Annotated in this window: 16 protein-coding genes; 2 read left to right on the top strand and 14 right to left on the bottom strand. The window is 41.0% G+C overall.

From position 1 onward, the window contains the following. Positions 1 to 22 precede the first annotated feature (22 nt). A complete protein-coding gene (gene rny, locus ABT310_RS01350; protein WP_375324976.1) occupies positions 23 to 1,594 on the top strand; it encodes a ribonuclease Y in 1,572 nt (523 codons plus the stop codon). Positions 1,595 to 1,599: 5 nt separating this feature from the next. Here rny and ABT310_RS01345 read toward each other — a convergent pair whose 3' ends face one another. Then, positions 1,600 to 2,847 (bottom strand): hypothetical protein, encoded by a 1,248-nt coding sequence (locus tag ABT310_RS01345; RefSeq protein ID WP_375324975.1) that lies wholly within the window; start codon positions 2,845 to 2,847, stop codon positions 1,600 to 1,602. 220 nt (positions 2,848 to 3,067) lie between these two features. Between ABT310_RS01345 and ABT310_RS01340 the strand changes: the two genes are divergently transcribed. Beyond that, a complete protein-coding gene (locus ABT310_RS01340) occupies positions 3,068 to 3,487 on the top strand; it encodes a CBS domain-containing protein (RefSeq protein WP_375324974.1) in 420 nt (139 codons plus the stop codon). Positions 3,488 to 3,510: 23 nt separating this feature from the next. Here the strand turns inward: ABT310_RS01340 and ABT310_RS01335 are convergent, their stop codons facing one another. The 13 genes from ABT310_RS01335 to ABT310_RS01275 form a co-directional block, all read right to left on the bottom strand. Further along, the gene (locus tag ABT310_RS01335; RefSeq protein ID WP_375324973.1) at positions 3,511 to 5,562 is read right to left on the bottom strand and encodes a DUF349 domain-containing protein; all 2,052 of its coding nucleotides are present in this window, start codon (positions 5,560 to 5,562) and stop codon (positions 3,511 to 3,513) included. 142 nt (positions 5,563 to 5,704) lie between these two features. Beyond that, on the bottom strand, positions 5,705 to 6,457 hold the full coding sequence (locus ABT310_RS01330) for a shikimate dehydrogenase family protein (RefSeq protein WP_375324972.1): 753 nt from the start codon (positions 6,455 to 6,457) through the stop codon (positions 5,705 to 5,707). After that, a complete protein-coding gene (locus tag ABT310_RS01325; RefSeq protein ID WP_375324971.1) occupies positions 6,411 to 7,451 on the bottom strand; it encodes a DUF368 domain-containing protein in 1,041 nt (346 codons plus the stop codon). Before ABT310_RS01325 ends, ABT310_RS01330 begins: the two co-directional genes overlap by 47 nt. Before the next feature lie 19 nt (positions 7,452 to 7,470). Continuing rightward, positions 7,471 to 8,388, bottom strand: coding sequence for a DUF368 domain-containing protein (locus ABT310_RS01320; protein WP_375324970.1), 918 nt, complete (start codon positions 8,386 to 8,388; stop codon positions 7,471 to 7,473). A gap of 22 nt (positions 8,389 to 8,410) precedes the next feature. Then, positions 8,411 to 9,811: a tetratricopeptide repeat protein gene (locus ABT310_RS01315; protein ID WP_375324969.1), complete on the bottom strand. Its 1,401-nt coding sequence runs from the start codon at positions 9,809 to 9,811 to the stop codon at positions 8,411 to 8,413. Between the two features lie 86 nt (positions 9,812 to 9,897). After that, a complete protein-coding gene (locus ABT310_RS01310) occupies positions 9,898 to 11,094 on the bottom strand; it encodes an aspartate aminotransferase family protein (RefSeq protein ID WP_375324968.1) in 1,197 nt (398 codons plus the stop codon). Continuing rightward, on the bottom strand, positions 11,094 to 12,794 hold the full coding sequence (locus ABT310_RS01305) for an OstA-like protein (protein ID WP_375324967.1): 1,701 nt from the start codon (positions 12,792 to 12,794) through the stop codon (positions 11,094 to 11,096). The genes ABT310_RS01310 and ABT310_RS01305 overlap by 1 nt, the downstream gene beginning before the upstream one ends. Before the next feature lie 80 nt (positions 12,795 to 12,874). After that, positions 12,875 to 13,321 (bottom strand): DinB family protein, encoded by a 447-nt coding sequence (locus ABT310_RS01300; RefSeq protein ID WP_375324966.1) that lies wholly within the window; start codon positions 13,319 to 13,321, stop codon positions 12,875 to 12,877. A gap of 54 nt (positions 13,322 to 13,375) precedes the next feature. Beyond that, positions 13,376 to 14,644, bottom strand: a complete 1,269-nt coding sequence (locus ABT310_RS01295) for an adenylosuccinate synthase (RefSeq protein WP_375324965.1) — start codon at positions 14,642 to 14,644, stop codon at positions 13,376 to 13,378. Positions 14,645 to 14,656: 12 nt separating this feature from the next. After that, positions 14,657 to 15,115 (bottom strand): Fur family transcriptional regulator, encoded by a 459-nt coding sequence (locus tag ABT310_RS01290; RefSeq protein WP_375324964.1) that lies wholly within the window; start codon positions 15,113 to 15,115, stop codon positions 14,657 to 14,659. Between the two features lie 42 nt (positions 15,116 to 15,157). Continuing rightward, entirely contained in the window at positions 15,158 to 17,362 is a 2,205-nt protein-coding gene (locus tag ABT310_RS01285) for a RelA/SpoT family protein (RefSeq protein WP_375324963.1), read from the bottom strand. 44 nt (positions 17,363 to 17,406) lie between these two features. Continuing rightward, a complete protein-coding gene (locus ABT310_RS01280) occupies positions 17,407 to 18,639 on the bottom strand; it encodes a M48 family metallopeptidase (RefSeq protein WP_375324962.1) in 1,233 nt (410 codons plus the stop codon). Between the two features lie 3 nt (positions 18,640 to 18,642). After that, positions 18,643 to 19,443: a TrmH family RNA methyltransferase gene (locus ABT310_RS01275; protein WP_375326133.1), complete on the bottom strand. Its 801-nt coding sequence runs from the start codon at positions 19,441 to 19,443 to the stop codon at positions 18,643 to 18,645. Between the last annotated feature and the right edge of the window lie 12 nt (positions 19,444 to 19,455).

The raw sequence follows: 19,455 nt of genomic DNA, 5'->3' as shown, positions 1-19,455 counted from the left end.
TTTTAACTAAACATAGTCAAACATGGATAATGTCACAGTAATAGCCGTAGCAGCCGTTGTAGGGTTGGCCATCGGTTTTTTAATTGCAAAAATGATGGAGAAAGGCAAGGCCTCCAAGACCATTGCCAATGCAAAGAAAGAAGCTGCAGATATCTTAAAAGAAGCCAATAAAGAAGGTGAGGGCATCAAAAAAGATAAAATATTTCAGGCCAAAGAAAAGTTTTTGGAACTAAAGGCCGAGCACGAAAAGGTCATCATCAACAAGGATAAAAAAATTGCTGAAGCCGAAAAGCGTACTCGAGATAAAGAGTCTCAGGTGAGCAGTGAGTTGGCCAAGAACAAAAAATTGAACGACCAACTTCAGGAGAAAATCAAAGAAGTTGATTACAAAGGCGAGATCTTTGAAAAGAAACACGCCGAACTGGAAAAATTGCACAAAAGCCAAGTGCAGCAATTGGAGGTCATCTCCGGATTGTCTGCAGAAGATGCCAAAGCGCAATTATTGGAATCGTTGAAAGAAACAGCGAAGACCGATGCTATGGCCTATCTTCAAAATACCTTGGAAGAAGCCAAACTTACCGCACAGCAGGAGGCAAGAAAAATCGTGATCAACACCATACAGCGTATTGGTACCGAAGAGGCAGTGGAAAACTGTGTATCCGTGTTCAACTTGGAATCGGACGATGTAAAAGGTAGAATCATTGGTCGTGAAGGTAGAAACATTCGTGCGCTGGAAGCAGCAACGGGAGTGGAAATTATTGTTGACGATACCCCCGAAGCTATTATTCTTTCCTGTTTTGATTCGGTTAGAAGAGAGGTGGCCCGTTTATCGTTGCACCGCTTGGTGACCGATGGTAGAATTCACCCTGCCCGTATCGAGGAAGTTGTGAAAAAGACCGAAAAACAAATCAACGAGGAAATTGCCGAAATAGGAAAACGTACCGTAATCGATTTGGGCATCCACGGATTGCACCCAGAATTGATCAAGGCGGTTGGACGTATGAAATATCGTTCCTCTTACGGTCAAAACCTATTGCAACACTCCAGAGAGGTTGCCAAACTTTGTGGGGTAATGGCCGCAGAATTGGGCTTAAATCCAAAAATCGCGAAACGTGCTGGTTTACTTCACGATATCGGAAAAGTTCCGATGGCCGAAGTGGAAGTGGAAACCCCTCACGCCATTTTGGGAATGCAATGGGCTCAAAAATATGGAGAAAAGAAAGAGGTGTGCAACGCAATTGGTGCCCACCACGACGAAATAGAAATGACCACCCTAATATCTCCCATTGTTCAGGTGTGCGATGCCATTAGTGGTGCGCGCCCTGGAGCTAGAAGACAGGTGTTGGATTCTTACATCCAAAGGTTGAAAGATCTAGAGGATATTGCTTTTGGATTCAACGGGGTGCAGAAAGCCTATGCCATTCAGGCAGGTAGGGAGCTGCGAGTGATTGTGGAAAGTGAAAAAGTGAACGACGACAAAGCCGCCGAACTATCATTCGAGATTTCACAAAAAATACAGACCGATATGACGTATCCTGGTCAAGTTAAGGTTACGGTGATCCGAGAAACACGTTCAGTGAATGTGGCCAAGTAATTTGTCTAATTATTTGTAGAATTTTCTAATATCCACGTAAAAGGAATTTCATCGATTTGGGTGGTGGACTTATTGGTGGTAAGGGTGTCATTTTTTGACATTACTATAAGCCACATGCCGTCACCATAAGTTACTGTGGTTATGGAATACCCTTTGTCGGCACGTTCTTGTATCCATTCAACAGGGTAGGTGCTGTCTGTTTTCCATGTTTGTGCCCCTAAGTTTGATCCCGAAGACATGGTAAGGGCCCAAAGACCATTCCCGTAAGTTGCAGATGTTATGGCGTAGTTTTCGTTCCAATTGTCAATGATCCAATCTCTTGGTAGCTCTTTACTGGTCTTCCATCTTTGATAAGTGTAACCTGTGTTTTTATTCATGGCAAGATACCAGTTCCCTTTGCCGTAAGTCATTGAAGTGATTTGGTAGCCTTCATCCCATTTTTCACGGACCCAATCCTGTGGAAATGAATCGGTTTTATTCCAAGCTTGGGGCTGCAAATTACTGCCTTTACTCATCAAAACGACAAACTGATCATTGCTTTCATCGTAATCAAACGTCGATATATTTAAACCATTATCCCATTCTTGCTTGATCCATTGGCCAGGGAATTCGGTCGATTTCTTTATTTTTTGTTCGGAGAAAGGGGCGTTGTAATTTTTATCCATAACCGTGACCCAGATAGGGTTTTCATCCATGCCATGGGCAAGTACAGTAACTGCATTGGTTTCCACAGGGAACGATAATTCCCCTTTATTCAAATACAACAGCAAACGGAAAAGGTCTTCATCCTCATCGATAAAATCGTTTAAATAACCTCTTGTAAGGGCTTCTGGATTCAATTTAATCCAATACAGCATAGGTTTCATGGTCTGGGTGAAATCCCCTCCTTCAAATGCATTGTCATCTGCGGTGTACGCCGTGTACGTACCATTGTTTTCTTCAAGGTAAAAGTTGTCAGCGCTATAGCTGGCATTTGATGGTCCCTGCACCATGTACGCATCATTACCGTCCAAATACCTGCCGGTTGTGCCATCTGATTTTGTAAAAGTTTTGTAGGTGCAGTTATACCCGGACACTCTATCTGATCCGTTGGTGTAGTACTTTACCCGTACAAATGCTTCATCTTCTTCATAGAAAACAACTAGAGCGGTGTATTTTACTTCACCACTTATCCAACTAGTTTCATAATACGACTGGGAAAATGAAAAGGCACTGCAAAGTAAAAACAGCGCTAAAACAAAAAAGTTTTTCATGGTATGGAGGTTTGGTTTTTTAAAGTGGTAAAGATTTTGATTCCTCTGGTTTTTCACAAGAAAAAGGGGTGAAGCGCTTAAAATTGTAAGTGAACACCCATTTTGAGTAAATATGGGAATATTCAACACAGTGTGAATTAATTGACGGGCTGATATTTGTCATACTTTCCAAAGTTGGTTTGCACTAACTTCATTCAAGGAATTTTTAAAATTTGGAAAGATGAAAACTGGTGTTCCTGTCTCAAAAATCATGACCAAAAAGTTGGTTACGCTGAGCCCAAAAGATGATTTGGTTACTGCTGAAAAGCTATTCAAAAAACATCATATTCGGCATATTCCTGTGGTGGAAGGAAAAACTATCAAAGGAATGTTGAGCTATACCGATTTGTTGCGCATCAGCTTTGCTGACGCGGTAGACGAACATGAAGAATTTGTGGACACCATTGTTTATAATATGTTCAACATTCCGCAAGTGATGGTAAGCGATGTGGTTTGTGTTACCTCGGATACCACTATTCGTGAAGTCGCAGAAACCTTGTCAAGAAGAGAGTTTCACGCGCTACCCGTCGTGGACGACAGTAAACTAAAGGGAATAGTTACCACAACCGACCTTATCAATTACTTTTTAAAGATTATTTAGTGCTATGAATGAGTAATGGGAATTTATTCCTCTTCGCCAGCTATATCATCCTCTTCCTCGGCTTCTTTATTGAGCTTGTGCTCCAATATGTTCAGCTTTTTCAACTTTTCTTTCCAAGTTTGAAGAGCATCCTTTTGCTTGTTCAGGTTATCGACCACTTGTTTTACCAATGGGTTGTCCTCGGAATCCCCGGAAAAAAACTGTAGGTTGTTTTCCAATTGACGGATATCAGCCTTGATTTCATTCATTTTTCGTTTAATGAAAACGCGCTCATTGCCAATAGCATGATTATCCTCAGTTTTGGCCAATTCCTGTACCTTGTTGCCGTAACGAAGCAAATCGGATTCTTGTCGACTAATGCCCATTTTTTTGAACAGGGCATCCATTATTTTATTGAACTTGCTGTTGATGTGTTTTTTGTTGTAAGGAATGCGACCAAATTGCTTCCACTCAGCCAGGAACCCTTTTAATTCCTCCAAGTCTTTCTTCTTGTCGCCACTCAGTTGAAATTTTTTCAAGCGCTCCAAACAAGCATTTTTATTCTTGAAGTTTTCGAACTCCTCTTTGTGGGCCTCATTTTGTTCTGAGTGCAAACGGTCGAAATAATGGTTGCAGGCATTTTTGAACTCGTTCCAGATTTTATCGGAATACTTTCGTGGCACATGTCCAATTTTCTTCCACTCACTTTGTATGCGCTTCATTTCTGGAGTGGTCGAAGCCCAATCATCATTATCTTTTAATGAAACAGCCAATTCGAGCAATTCTTTTTTGCGCTCCAGATTTTGTTGTTGGTCTTTTTTCTGGTTTTTGTAAAACGCATTCTTGTTACGGTTAAACTGTCGAACGGCATCTTTAAATTGGCTCCAAGTATCCTCGTTTACCTTTTGGGGTACTTTTCCGGCCTTAAAAAAGGATTCGCGAAGTTCTTCAACCTCCTTAATTTGTTTTTGAATGCCTCTGTGGTTATCTGCAACATTTTCAGCAATTTTGGCGATGGAGGAAATAATTTCTTGTTTTTTGACCAAGTTAACCTCGTATACCTTTTCCAGTTCTTGAAAATGCTCCTGTCTGCGATGGTGCATGGCTTTGGTGGCATTGCTAAAACGGTCCCAAATTTCTTCTCGGTGTTCCTTGGCAACAGGTCCAATATCCTCTTTCCAAATTTTGTGAAGGGTCTGAAGTTCACGGAAGGCTTTTCCAAGGTCAGGCTCGTTGACCAACGCTTCCGCCTTTTCAACCAACTTTTGCTTTTCTTCCAGATTGTGTTTAAAATCCAGATCTCGCAATTCGCGATTTAAATGCAGAAAATCGTAGAAGATTTCCATATGGTGGTGGTAGGTGCGCCAAACATCGTTGTAGTTGGTGCGGGGAATGGGTCCTGCATTTTTCCACCGGTGTTGCAGGTCCTTAAAGTTATTATAGGTAGTGTTAATGTCTTCCTCAATATCAATTAGCCCCTTGAGCTCTTCGATAATGTCAAGTCTTTTTTGCAGGTTGTCCTTTAAGGACTGTTCCAACTGCTTGTAGTAGTGGTCGCGTTTTTCACGATAATCGGAATAGACTTCATTAAATTGTCGTTTCGCTACCGAGTTGTATCTAAAATCGATTTCGTTCCCACCTTTGGCAACAAATTCTTCTTTCTTGTGTTCTAAGAATTCTTGGAACTTTTGGTCGAACTCATATTTAATAGAGCTCACATGCTTGCCAATGGCCTGCACTTTTTCATTTTTGACCAAACGCTGTAATTCACCCACCAAATTTTCCAGCGACATGGAATGGTAGTCTAGCATTGGAATGTAGTGTCGCTTCTCGTTATCCTCGTCTTCTGCATCCTCAGCGTTGGATTCATCAATCTCATCAATATGATCGTCGGAATCTTTGGAGGCTTCGGTATTTTCAGGAGCAGGAGTACTCTCTTTTTCAATTTTCGTTTCCTCTTGACTTTCGGATGTGGTTTCTTCAGACACTTTTGGCTCGGCCTTTGGGCTCTCTTCCAATTGTCCTGTGGTCTTTTCCGAAATTTGTTCTGTTCCACCTTCAGCTTCTTGCTGAAGTTTACGCTCATTTTCCTGCATTAGAAGTCTCTTTTGCTACTGATTGATGATAATTATAGCCAATTTAACAACTAAATTGCCTAATAGCAAAAGTATTGATTCTTCTTTTGAAGAAGTTTTTAGATGTGTGGAATGAAAATATCTCTTTATAAATAACATAAAACTAGGGATTGTTCCAGATTTCCCATGCTTTTTCGGCCTGTCCCTTCAGCATTTCCAAGCCATTGCAAATGATTGCCCCTTGAATTTCGCCTTGTTTTAAAAAGGCTGTTTTCTCTGGATTGTAGATCAAATCGTACAGTAAATGTTGGTTGCCAATTTGGTTATAAGGCAATGCTGGTTTGTCTTCGATATTGGGAAAAGTTCCCAAGGGGGTGCAGTTCACAATCAAGGTGTGTTGCTTCATGATTTCCTCATTGAGGTCACCATAGGTCAGTTGACCTTGTTTGGGGCTTCGGGAAACGTAAGTAGTTTGAATTCCCATTTCGTTCAAAACAAATTTTACTGCCTTGGAAGCACCTCCTGTACCCAAAATCAAGGCGTGTGTGTGGTGTGGCTTTAAAAAGGGTCGAAGTGAAATCTCAAACCCATACGCATCTGTATTGAATCCTTTAAGGCCGTTTTTGGTAAACTGTATGGTGTTTACAGCGCCAATTTGGGCAGCTTTTGGGTCTAAATCCTCCAAAAAGGGGATTACCTCTTGTTTGTAGGGTATGGTGACATTGAGTCCTTTTAAATTTTCTTGTTGAAGGACTTGTGGAAATTCTTCGATGGATTGCATATCGAAATTTTCATAGGAATGATTTTCGAGGCCTAAATCCTTGAACTTTTGGGTGAAATATCCCTGTGAAAAAGAATACGAAATATTTCTACCGAGCAGCCCGAACCTGTTTGTTGTCTTTCCTGTTGTTTCCATACCAATCCAAAATCAATAATAACAAAACCCCCATTACAATAAATAAAATGGCCCACCAAGTTTCGGCTTCGGCCATTTGGGGTAGGTGTCGCGTGTAATTTAAAATTATTTTATCGCCATTCGAATCCAAAAGTGGGTTACCGGCACCATCCAATTTAAAAACCGACTTTTTCCAAGGCCAGAGCACTCCAAGAGATCCTGTGATAAAACCTAGGAGAACAGCAGTGGTGATGTGCTTGTAATGCTTAAGTAAATAACTGAGCAAATGTGAAAAAGTCACCAAGCCAGTTGCCGAACCTAAGGTAAAAATGGCCAAAATCTTTAATGTTTGAATGCGATGTATGTCTTTAACAAAGCTGAAATCCCATTGAAAAATATCCGATAGGGTGTCGTAAAGCGCATTTACCGAATCGACCAATAATAACACATAGTTGCCCAGTAAAATCAAAATAAATGAACCTGAAAGCCCCGGTAAGGTCATTCCCGAAACACTGATGATTCCACAGAAGAAAATAAACAAAAGGTTGTCGTTTTCCTTAGCAGGGTTCAAAAAACTAATGGAGATTCCGATGACTAAGCCGATAACTGCAGCCGGAATGGTCCGCTTGTTCCAATGGGCAAAATCTTTGCCAATATAATATATAGAACCCATGACCATACCAAAAAAGGTGGCCCAAACAAAAAGTTCGTTATGCTCCAGGAAATAGTCCAATATTCGAGAAACACTGAAATAACTGACCAGCATTCCGAAAATCAACAAACCTAAAAATCTTGCGTTAGTATATTGGTAAAAGCTTTTAAAGCGCCCATTGAACAAAAGTTTAACGGCTTTGGAATTGAGTTTTTGAAGGGAGTAAATAAATTCTTCGTAGAAACCGCCCACAAATGCGACAATTCCACCAGATACACCTGGAACTTTATTGGCCGCACCCATGCAAAGTCCTTTAATGACCAAGAAAAAATTGTCGAGCAACGATCTAGGTTGTTGTGGCATGGCCTGTTTTTGGTTCTTCTTATTTTTTGGAAGCTGCTTTCTCCAGGATAAAAATAAGTGAAAAACCGATGATGGCGAGTACAATGGCAAGCATTAATCTGGTGTCCCCTTCAAAAGCCCATGGCAACACATTCATGTCGTCCACCACAATGGTCTTATCTCCAAAGGTCTTGGTCTCCAAAACCTTTTTCCATGGCCATATTTTATTTAATGAACCAAGAATAAAGCCGGTGAGCAGTGCAAGCGTTATGTTTTTGTAGTGGTTGAACATCCATTTGAGCAATCGTGCAAAGCTCAAAAGTCCAAAAACAGCTCCAAGCCCAACGGTCAAGATTATTTTGATGTCTCTTTCGTGAACGGCATCCAAAATAGTTTTGTACGAGCCTAAAAGCACCAATATAAAGGCACCTGAAATTCCTGGCAGAATCATGGCGCATATGGCCAAAGCGCCAGACAGAAATAAATAAGGGAGGCTATCGGTGTTATCGCTTACGGGAAGTTCTGTAATAAAATAGGCCAATACAGCCCCTAAAATGAATACAATCACGGTTCCTAGACTCCATTTGGTGATTTCTTTCCCGACAAAAAAGATACTGGCCAAAACCAACCCGAAGAAAAAGCTCCAGAGTAAAATGGGTTCGTTTTCCAGTAAGTAGCTTAAAAACTTTGCCAGCGAAAGCACGCTGATAAAAATGCCCAAGAAAAGGGCCAATAAAAAGTTTCCGTTTACTTTGTTCCAAACGGCCTTTAGGCCATCCTTTTTGAAAATGGATATCAGCGAAAAATCAATATTGTTGATGGAAGTAATCAGTTCTTCGTAAATCCCAGAGATAAAGGCAATGGTTCCTCCGGAGACTCCTGGAACAACATCTGCGGCCCCCATGGCCATTCCTTTTAGGGTAACAAAGACATAGTCCAGTATGCGACGTGGTTTCATAGATTTTGGATAAAAAACGGGCTTATTTGGCGGTGTTCCCAATTTTGGAAACCAATGCCTTGACCCAATCAATTTCACTGAATTCAGGAAACTGCTCATCAAAAGCCTGCAATTTATCAAAATCTATCTTCATGGCCTTGGACAAAGTGAGCTTTGCTTCGGCCAAATCGTTATTTTTTAAATGGGTGCCTGCCAATTTGTACAGCAGATAGGCATTATCTGGGTAAAACTCAAGTCCTTGCAGCAAAACTTGGATGGAAGAATTGAAATCACCAATTTTTCGAAGTACGTCGGCCCAGTTTTTCCATGTGGCCAATTCATAGTTGCCCAAATCCACAGTTTGTTTATAAGCGAAGTCTGCTTCATCCAAATTATCCAAAGCAGCATAAATTTTGGCTGCTTTTTTCCAATACTGTGGGTTTTCTCCATCAATATTTATGGCTTTATTGATGTAGTAAAGTGCTTTATCGTAGTTTTTTTGTCCGTAGTGGAAATCAGTGATGGCCAACCAACCTTTATCCAAAAGAGGGTCTTCGTGGACTGTATGGTAATAATAATATTTGGCCAAATCGTAGTTGCCCAACTTTTCATGACATTTTCCTAAACGAAGGAAGGCATAGGAGGTGGGGTCTTCCAACGTAATGGTGGATTCGTAATTCTCGATGGCCTCGTTATACCTGCCCAATTTTTCCAATACTTTACCTTTTTCGAAGTAAGCACCAATGAAAGAATCATCAGAGATTACTGCAAAATCGAACGCAGTGAGGGCCTCTGGGAACATGTCCATGGAATAGTACATTTTCCCCAATTGATGCCATGCTACTTCGCAGTATGGGTTGCGTTCCAAATATTCATTGAGATAATGAATGGCCCCATCAAAATCTTCCAAAAATTCAAAACAATAGACCACATTGTAGAGGGATGAGTAGTCGCTGTCATCAATTTCAACGCACTTCATAAAACTCTGTTTGGCCTCCAAATAGTTGTCCATGAAAAGGTATTCCATGCCCAACAAGGAATGAATATCGAAAGCTTCGGTAGTTAGGTGCAGTGCTTCCAAGAGCAGGTTTACGGCCTCTTGGTGCTTATCTTGTTTGGAACGGATATTTGCCCGTTGAATATAAACTTCTTCATTCTGGGCATTAATGTTCTCAATCTCATCCAATAGTAATTCGGCAGCTTCAAATTTATCCTCAAAAGCCAAGATTTCAACCTGTAACAGTTTCAACTCCAAAGAGTTTGGATGTTGTTCCAAGCCAATTTGAATGGCTTTTTTTCCCAAGGATATTTTGCCGTTGTTGAGGTAGTGATGTACAATTTCCTCAAAGTCCTCCGCATCAAAAAAATAGACGTCGTCCGTCTTGAGCATGGACTCAAATTTATTGATGGATTTGTCAGGATATTCGTTAGAGTCTAACGCCATAGGAACTTTTTTGGTTTGACTATGGACTTAAAATTAGGTTTTATCGTTTCTAATTTTGTCCAGATTTAGGGTATGTTATCAACAAATTAGTTAACAGTGCTCGGTTTAAGTTGGTCTAAAATGGCGATAATTTGCTTACAACCAGTTTCAATTTCTGCCATTGAAATGGTGAGCGGGGGAGAAATCCTTACCGCTTTTGGTTCAAACAATAACCAGAAAAGAATTAGTCCATTTTTTGCAGCTTTCATTACAAGTTGATCAGCAATTTCTTTGCTTTTCATAATGGGAGCTAACATCAATCCTTTGCCTCTAACTTCTTCAATCAAAGGATGTACCAATAATTTTCGGAACAATTTTTCCTTTTCCAAGGTTTGTTGGATAAGGTCGGTTTCGGTAAGTTCTTTTAAGGTGGCCAAACTGGCTGCTGCAATCACTGGATTTCCTCCAAAAGTGGTAATGTGACCAAATTTTGGGTGGTCCTGAAGGTCGCTCATAATTTCGTTGGAAGCCACAAAAGCTCCAACTGGCATTCCGGAAGCCATTCCCTTGCCAATTACCAAAATATCGGGTGGACAATTGAAATGTTCAAAGGCAAAAAGTTTGCCCGTACGACCAAAACCTGGCTGAATTTCATCTAAAATCAGCATCGCGCCCACTTCGGTGCAGCGCGCTCTTACTTTTTCCAGATAACTTTCCTTTGGAAGAATAAATCCTGCGCCACCTTGAATGGTTTCCAAGACAACAGCAGCCGTTTTTTCTGAGATCTTGTCCAAATCACTTTCCAAATTGAATTCAATGTGTCGAATATCAGGAATCAGTGGTCTAAAGGCACTCTTACGCTCTTCCATCCCCAAAAGACTTAAACTGCCCATGGTATTCCCGTGATAGGCATGTTTGGCCGCAATAATTTGCGATCTGCCCGTATGCCTGCGTGCCAATTTAACGGCTCCTTCCATGGCTTCCGTACCCGAGTTCACTAAATAAGTGGTTTCTAGTTTTTCTGGAAGGAGTGAGGCCAGTAATTTACTGAACTCAACTGCGGGTGATTGTATGTATTCCCCATACACCATTACGTGCATGTATTGTTCCACTTGCGTTTTGATGGCTTCAACCACTTTGGGGTGACAATGTCCCAATCCGCATGCTGAAACTCCGGCGACAAAGTCCAAATGTGCATTGCCGTCCAAGTCATAAATGTAACTTCCCTTGGCATGCGATACCTCCAGACCCAAAGGATGGGGAGAGGTTTGGGCTTGATATGTGTAAAAATCGTTGTTGGACATTAAGGGGTCGCTGATTTCTTTTTAAGGGCTGGCTTTTTGGGTTTTATGCCTTGGGTGTTTCGAGCATTAATAGGATCGTTCTCATTGTTTTGACGCTCATTTTCTTCCGCATCTATGTCAATGGGATTGTCGATACCCCGAATTTTCACCAATTTGATATTGTTGTCATCCTCGTCAAAGATTTCTTCTTTGGACATGATTCGTTCATCACCACGCCAAACAAAACCTTTGAGTTTTCTACTTTCCACAGGTAAATCGGTTTCAGGGAAAATATCACCATCGGGGTTCACAAAAAAAGTGATGTCCTCAATGTCATTATTGGCCATCAATAAGCGAATTTTACTACAGATGGTTTTGTCGATGCCCACGAGTTCATCATCATCATTGTAGACGTAATAAATTACCTCGGTGTTCTGCACCAAGTCAATGATTTTGAGTTCGTTTTCTATAAACTTCCCAAAAAGATTGATGCCTTTTGCTTGGTTATACCCAGTTCCGCTAATGGTGTCCAAGGAAATAATAAAGGCATTTTCAATCACTTTAAGGGAGTCCAATTTATCCGTTTCCAAATCGGAAATCAAATGGATGCTATCTCCAGTAATTTGGTTATCCACATTCCACAAGACGGGGTTTTTTATCAATTGGGTAATGCCCGTGGCCTCATCAAAATGAATGGAATCACATTTTCCGCTCAAGTCGGTTTTGTAGAATTTGGCATTTCTGAATGCCCGAAGTACGCGTTCCTCTTCTTTGCCCGTAACCATTAGGGTGTCGCCGTGCATATAGAGGGAGTCTTTTTGTACCAAGCTGATGGAAACGGCTCTTTTAGTGGCAAAAACCGAATCTTTGGCTTTGTGAACTTCTGCATAATGGGCTCTAATCACCCCATTATTGATGGTGTCGGTAATCTTGATGTTGTTGGTGGCCGAGGCAAACTCAGTGGCCTTGTCAAAATAGAGGCTATCGCCTTCAATGATTTTTTGGTCGTAGTCGATACGGGTGTTCTTAATACCGTAGCCCTGTTCAATAGTGGTGTCGTAAAAACCACGTTCGCAATAAATCTTGTATTCTTCGCCTGTTATGGTAGATGGGCCATACATGTAGGCATTTTTCGATTCGGTGTAATAATCCAGTTGTTCGGAATCGATGGTGTATTCGGGATTATCGATATGTACTTTTTTCTGGAACTGATATTTTTTCGGCTCCATAAAATAGGTTCCAATAAGGCTTGTAAGCACATTGGCAGAGTCCACCACTTTTCCTCCTGAATTATAATAGGCTTTTTGGTTCGCACGGTCAAAATAAAGGGTATCGGTGGTCAAGGTCATTTGTCCGTTGGTCAAATCGACACTTTCCCATGCTTTGGCCAATTTGGAATTACCGTCATAATCCATTTTGCCACTGTTCATTTCAATGGAATCCCCTTGTTGCATTCGGATGTTTCCTATGGCTTTCAATCGGTTTTCCTCCGCATAAAAAATGGCAATATCGCACCAAAGGTCTGCTCCTTGGTGTTCAAACTGTACTTGGCGCTCATCGTCCTTACTAAAAATAGAGGCTCCCGGAAATTGCGCTTCGTCCTTGGTAAAGTTGGCGCCGTAAACAATGTTTATTTGCCTGCCGCCTTGGGGTTGCTGCTGACCAAATACATTGAGTACGGACATTAGTAGAATGAAAAATGAAATGTGCTTCAAATTCATAGAATTTTGCCCAAAAGTAGGATTTTTACTGGAAGTGGCATACACTGTTTAGAAAGCTTTGGGATTTCGTTGTTCCTGCATCACATTTGTTTAGCGCGCTTTAAGATCAAGGTTATTTGACCGCAGTGGTAGGTATTGTGATATAGAATATGCCCTAAGAGTTTAGCTCTGGAAATTTGACCAAAAAATGGAGTGTCAATTTTTTCTGCCCATTCTGCTTCAGAAAGGGTGTCTAAAAGTCCATATAATTTTTGGTAGCCTTCGTCTACCAGCTTTTGGCTTTCTTCCTTGTTGTACAATTTACCAGTGTCTGTTTGACCCATTGTAGTATTTTGTACATCGGTGGAAATGCCCAAAAATTGAAGCAATAGATGCATGATTTCTCCAAGGTGCCGATAAATGAAACCCACCGACGCTGTATCCTCGTTTAACCTAAGAAAACTATTTTCCTGTGTTATTGCCTTGAAGGAAAAGTCGCAAGTAGTCCTGTTCTGCTCAATAAGGTCTTTAAGGATGTCTTTGGTCATGCCCTTAAGTTTTGATGAAATTCCATCACCTTATTATTGAATCATTAAAAAAACTTACCTGTGGATGGTCTGCAATCTATCAGGCCCTACGGAAACAATCTTGATTGGAACTTCCAATTGCTCTTCCAAAAACGCGATGTAATCGTTCAAGGCAGGTGGTAAATCCTCTGCTTTGGTGAGTTTGGTGAGGTCTTTGGCCCAACCTTTCATTTCGGTGTAAATTGGAGTTACGTACTCTTCTTCGATATTGTAAGGTAGGTGTTTAATTTCCTCTCCTTTGTATTTGTAGGCGGTACAAACCTTTATGGTTTTGAAGCCACTCAAAACATCGGCCTTCATCATCATCAATTCGGTTACCCCATTAATTTGAACAGCATACTTTAAGGCTACAAGGTCTAACCAACCGCAACGTCTAGGCCTACCAGTGGTGGCACCAAATTCATTGCCTACGCGGCCCATGGTTTCTCCATCTTCATCAAAAAGTTCGGTGGGGAAGGGACCACTGCCCACACGGGTGGTATAGGCCTTAAAAATTCCGAATACCCTTTTAATTTTGTTGGGTGCCACGCCCAATCCAGTACAAGCACCTGCTGCAGTGGTATTGGAAGAGGTTACGAAGGGGTAGGTTCCAAAATCAATATCCAACAAAGAACCTTGGGCTCCTTCGGCCAATATTTTCTTGTTCTCTGCTTGGGCATTGAACATATATTCTTCACTGTCGATGAAGGTCAATTTCTTCAACATTTCAACACCTTCACAGAACTCGGCTTCCAATTCGGCCAAATTATATTGAATGTCCACATTGTAGAAATCTATCATGGTCTCATGCTTATCTGCCAGCGCACGGTATTTGGTCTTCCAATCATCAAATTCCAAATCACCCACACGCATTCCGTTTCTTCCGGTCTTGTCCATATAGGTTGGACCAATACCCTTAAGGGTGGAGCCAATTTTTGCTTTTCCCTTTGAAGCTTCAGAAGCAGCATCCAACAAACGGTGTGTTGGTAAAATCAGGTGTGCCTTTCTGGAAATAAAAAGTTTGGAAACAATATCAATATTGAATTGCTCCAGGTTATCCAATTCTTTTTTGAAGATAACAGGGTCGATTACAACTCCGTTACCCACAATGTTGATGGCATTTTTATGAAAAATCCCAGAGGGAATGGTGTGTAAAACGTGCTTTATGCCATCGAACTCCAAGGTGTGGCCAGCATTTGGTCCTCCTTGAAAGCGTGCGATAATATCGTATTCCTTGGTGAGTACATCAACTATTTTTCCTTTTCCTTCGTCTCCCCATTGGAGTCCAAGCAATAAATCTACCATGTAATGTTCGGGTTATTCAGTTAGGTTTCCTTCTTCTTTGTTTCGGGTTCCGTAGAAATATAAAGAGTGGGTATTGATTTTTATATCAAATACCTCTTCTATCGTTTTTTTGATGGATTGGATGCGTGGGTCACAAAACTCCACAACTTCGCCGGTATCGGTCAAGATTACGTGGTCGTGTTGACGGTCGAAATACGATTTTTCGTATTGGGCCTGATTTTTCCCAAATTGGTGTTTGCGCACCAACTTGCAATCCAACAATAGTTCTATGGTGTTGTAGAGTGTGGCACGGCTCACCCTGTAATTCTTGGTCTTCATTTTAATGTAAAGGGATTCTACATCAAAATGGTCGTCACTTTCGTAAATTTCTTGTAAAATGGCGTAGCGCTCAGGTGTTTTTCTATGTCCATTTTCCTCTAAGAAAGTGGTGAACACGTTTTTTACAATTTCCTGATTTTTATTGTTGTCCATAAGCTTAATAGCTCTGCTAATGTACAAAGGTACAGCTAAAAATTAAATTCTGGTTACTTTGTGGATACCTTCGACCTGCTTTAAATTCTCAATGAGCTTTTTAAGGATGTTATTGTTTTTAACCACCAGGGTAATCTTTCCTTTAAAGGTGCCTCCATCTGCATTAAAATTCAGATTTCGCATGTTCACGTGCATGTTTTCTGAAATGATTTTGGTAATATCCTTCACCAATCCCATGTTGTCGATTCCCATCAATTGAATGTCCACAGAAAATTCCTCTTGTGAAGAATCAATCCATTTGGCACTGATAATTCTGTAGGCGTAATTGGATTGTAATGAAATGGCGTTGGGGCAGTTCTTTTTATGTACTTTGATGCCGTCGTTTACGCTTACAAACCCAAATACATCGTCCCCAGGGATAGGGTTACAGCATTGGGATAATTTGTAGCTGAGGCGTTCCTCTTCTTTTCCGAATACGAGCAAATCGTACTTAACGGTAATCTCATTTTTGTCAATATCCTTGGGAACAGGGGTTTTGCGCATCCTGTTTTTAAAGAAATTGATAAATGCATTGTGATAAGAGGATGAAAAGTCTTTTAGCTTGTCGTTATCAATAACACCAATACCCACACGGTAGAAGAGGTCCAAACTGGTTTTTAATTTGAAATAATTGACCAGTTTGTTTACCGAATCCTCGTTCAAATTGATTTTTTGCGCTTTTAATTTTCTTCGAAGGATTTCTTTTCCTTCTGCGGCCACTTCTTTTTTCTCCTCACTTAGCGAAGATTTGATTTTGGCACGGGCACGAGCCGTTTGTGCGTAATCCAACCAGTTTTGGGTGGGTTTGGCACTGTCGGAGGTGATTATTTCCACTTGGTCACCGCTGCGCAATACCGTTCCTAAAGGAACCAACTTTCCATTCACCTTGGCTCCACGGGTGCGCATTCCCACTTCGGTGTGGATGTTGAAAGCAAAATCCAAAGCAGTGGCACCTTTGGGCATGGATTTCAAGTCTCCCTTGGGGGTAAACACAAATATTTCTTTGGCGTAGAGGTTCAGTTTAAACTCTTCAACAAAATCCACAGCATTGCCATTGGAGCTTTCCAAGGCTTCCTGTAATTTATTGAGCCATTCCTCTATGCCTTGTTCTTTTTGGTTTCCGTGTTTGTATTTAAAGTGGGCGGCATACCCTTTTTCGGCAATTTCGTGCATACGCTCACTTCGTATCTGCACTTCGACCCATTTGCCTTTTGGTCCCATAACGGTAATGTGGAGTGCTTCATACCCGGTTGACTTGGGAGAGGTAATCCAATCACGCAGTCGAATAGGGTTAGGGGTAAAGTGATCCGTTACAATAGAGTAAATTTTCCAGGCCAAGAATTTTTCATTCTTTCGGTCGGATTTATAGATGATTCGAATGGCGAATTTATCGTAAACCTCTTCAAAAGTTACGTTTTGGGCCTTCATCTTTCTGCGGATGGAGAAAATGGATTTCATCCTTCCTTTTATGAAGTAATTGAGCCCTTCGCGATCCAACGAGTTTCGAATCACATCGGAGAAGGATTCGATATAGGCCAAATTCTCCTCTTCGGTATCTTCAATTTTGCCCAAAATATCATAGTAGACCTCTGGCTCGGTATATTTTAAGGCAAGGTCTTCTAAGTCGGTCTTAATATTGTAAAGCCCAATTCTATGCGCCAATGGGGCATAGATATAGAGTGTTTCCGATGCAATTTTTACCTGTTTGTGCTCTGGCATGGAATCCATGGTGAGCATATTGTGGTATCGGTCTGCAATTTTGATGATGATTACACGAACATCATCATGAAGGGTCAGCAACATTTTTCTAAAGTTCTCTGCTTGCTGACTTATGTCTTTGTCTTTTTTTAAATGCGCAATTTTGGTGAGGCCGTCAACGATTCGTGCCACGGTTTCCCCGAACATTCGCTCAATGTCATCCAAAGTGTACGGAGTATCCTCCACAACATCGTGAAGCAGGGCAGAGGCAATGGAAACAGCATCCAACCCAATTTCCGAAGCCACAATTTTAGCTACGGCAATGGGATGGAAAATGTATGCTTCTCCCGATTTTCGCCTTTGTTCTTTATGGGCATCCACAGCCACATCAAAAGCGGAGCGTATCAATTTTTTGTCCTCGTCGGTCAAAGTTTGATAGCTGATGCGAAGCAATTCTTTGTATTGCTTTGCAATTTCTTTGTTTTCTTTTTCTATAGCAGCCTCCGTCATAGTCTATTAAAATTACTACAATCTTATTACCTAAACAACAAAAACTATGCCCGCAAGTTTCTTATGCGTTCCACCAATGGTGGGTGGGAATAGTGTACAAATACGTAAGCAGGGTGTGGCGTAAGGTTGCTCAAACTCTTTTTGGATAGTTTTTTTAAAGATGTGACCAAAGGTGTTGCCGCAAAAGTAGTCTTGGCATAATCATCGGCTTGAAACTCAAATTTTCTGGATAAGTAATTCATGGCCAACCCGGTGATTTCTGAAATGGGACTGTATAAAAGGGTAAACCCAATCAGCGCTGCATGAAAACTCGGTGTGCTCACGCCAATCGCTTGAGAAATTTCAGGATGGTTGATGAACAATGAAAGAATGTAAAGGGTGAACCCAATCGTCAGCAAAGAAACTGCCAAGTTAAAAATAATATGGTTTCGTTTGTAATGTCCAACCTCGTGTGCCAAAACGGCCACAATTTCATCCTCATCCAGGTCATTGATCAAGGTGTCGAACAAGGTGATGCGTTTTTCTTTACCAAAACCCGAAAAATAGGCATTGGCTTTGGTGGAACGTTTGGAACCATCAATCACAAAAATATTTTTGAGCTCAAAACCGACCTTTTGTGCATAGGTTTCAATCGCAGTTTTTAAACTTCCATCGTCCAAAGGTGTTTGTTTATTGAACAAAGGCACTATCAACCTGCTATAAAATAGATTGATGAACAACATAAATATTCCAATCATGGCCCAGGCATATAACCAAAAATTGGGTCCTGCGGCTTGATAAAACCAAATAAAGATGGATAGGATTCCCCCACCTAAAACAGCGGCCAAAATGCCACCTTTCACTTTGTCTGAAAAGAAAAGCTTCTTGGTGGTTTTGTTAAAACCGTATTTTTCTTCAATCACAAAAGTTCTATAATAAGAAAATGGAAGGCCTAAAATGGCGCTGCCAATGGTAATGATTCCGAAGAAAACCAATGCCATTGGAATCGTGTTTTCCGTGTAGGAACGAGTGATTTTATCTACCCATTCAAATCCACCGAACCATAAAAAGCATAGGGTGAGCAACAAGGAAAACCCATCAGAAACCAATCCAAACTTATAGTTGGTTTGTTTGTACTGCTGGGATATTTTGTATTCAGATTCGTTGTACACATCAGAAAGTTCGGCAGGTACGGTGGATTTAAATCGTTTGGCATTGAGATACTCCAAAACTTGATGGACCAAAAATTGGACTACCAGTATTACAAGTATTACATAAAAGAGTATGTTTTTTTCCATAGCTTAAAATCCGCGCTGCCGCTTCGCTTCAAATATAAGTATTGCGGCCGATACCGAGACATTCATGGAATCTATCTCGCCTTGCATCGGAATAATTATATTTTGGTCGGAGTTTTGAAGCCATTCTTCGGTTAAACCCGTGGCCTCTGTTCCCATTACCATTGCGGTTGCTCCTATAAAGTCGCAGTCCACATAGTTTTTGGAAGCTGTTAGTGCAGCACAGTAAATTTTTATTTGGTTGGTTTTTAAAAAATCAATGATCTGTTCCGTGGTGCCCATGGCAATCTGTTTGGTAAACACACAGCCAACGCTGGAACGGATAATGTTTGGGTTATATAGGTCAGATTTGGGATTTGCTATAAGAACGGCATCTACAGCCGCGGCGTCTGCAGTGCGTAAAAGTGCACCGATGTTTCCTGGTTTTTCTGGCGCTTCGGCCACCAACACTAAAGGCGTTGTCGAAGTGAAAGAAATATCGTTTAAGGTGTGCGATTTGCTTTTCACTAAGCTAATAATGCCTTCCGTAGTGCCGCGATGTGCCAATTTTTCGTAAACAGCTTTGGTTATGGCAATCACTTCAACATGGGCAAGATCGAGTTCTTTTTCAATTTGGCTAATGGAAATAATTTCTTCGCAATACAGTAGTGTTTTGATTTGATAATCTCCTTTTTGGGCAAGTTGTATCTCGCGTCTGCCTTCCAGAACAAATAGGCCTGACTTTTTGCGTTCACGGGATTTTTCCTTCAGTTGGAGGATTTTTTTAACCAAAGGGTTTTGGACACTACTGATCAATTTGGTTTCCATCACAGGGTAAAA

The sequence above is a fragment of the Flagellimonas cixiensis genome (assembly GCF_042134615.1).
GTDB lineage: Bacteria > Bacteroidota > Bacteroidia > Flavobacteriales > Flavobacteriaceae > Flagellimonas > Flagellimonas cixiensis.
Note: the sequence above shows the minus strand (reverse complement) of the source record. Positions and strands in the feature narration are given on the sequence as shown.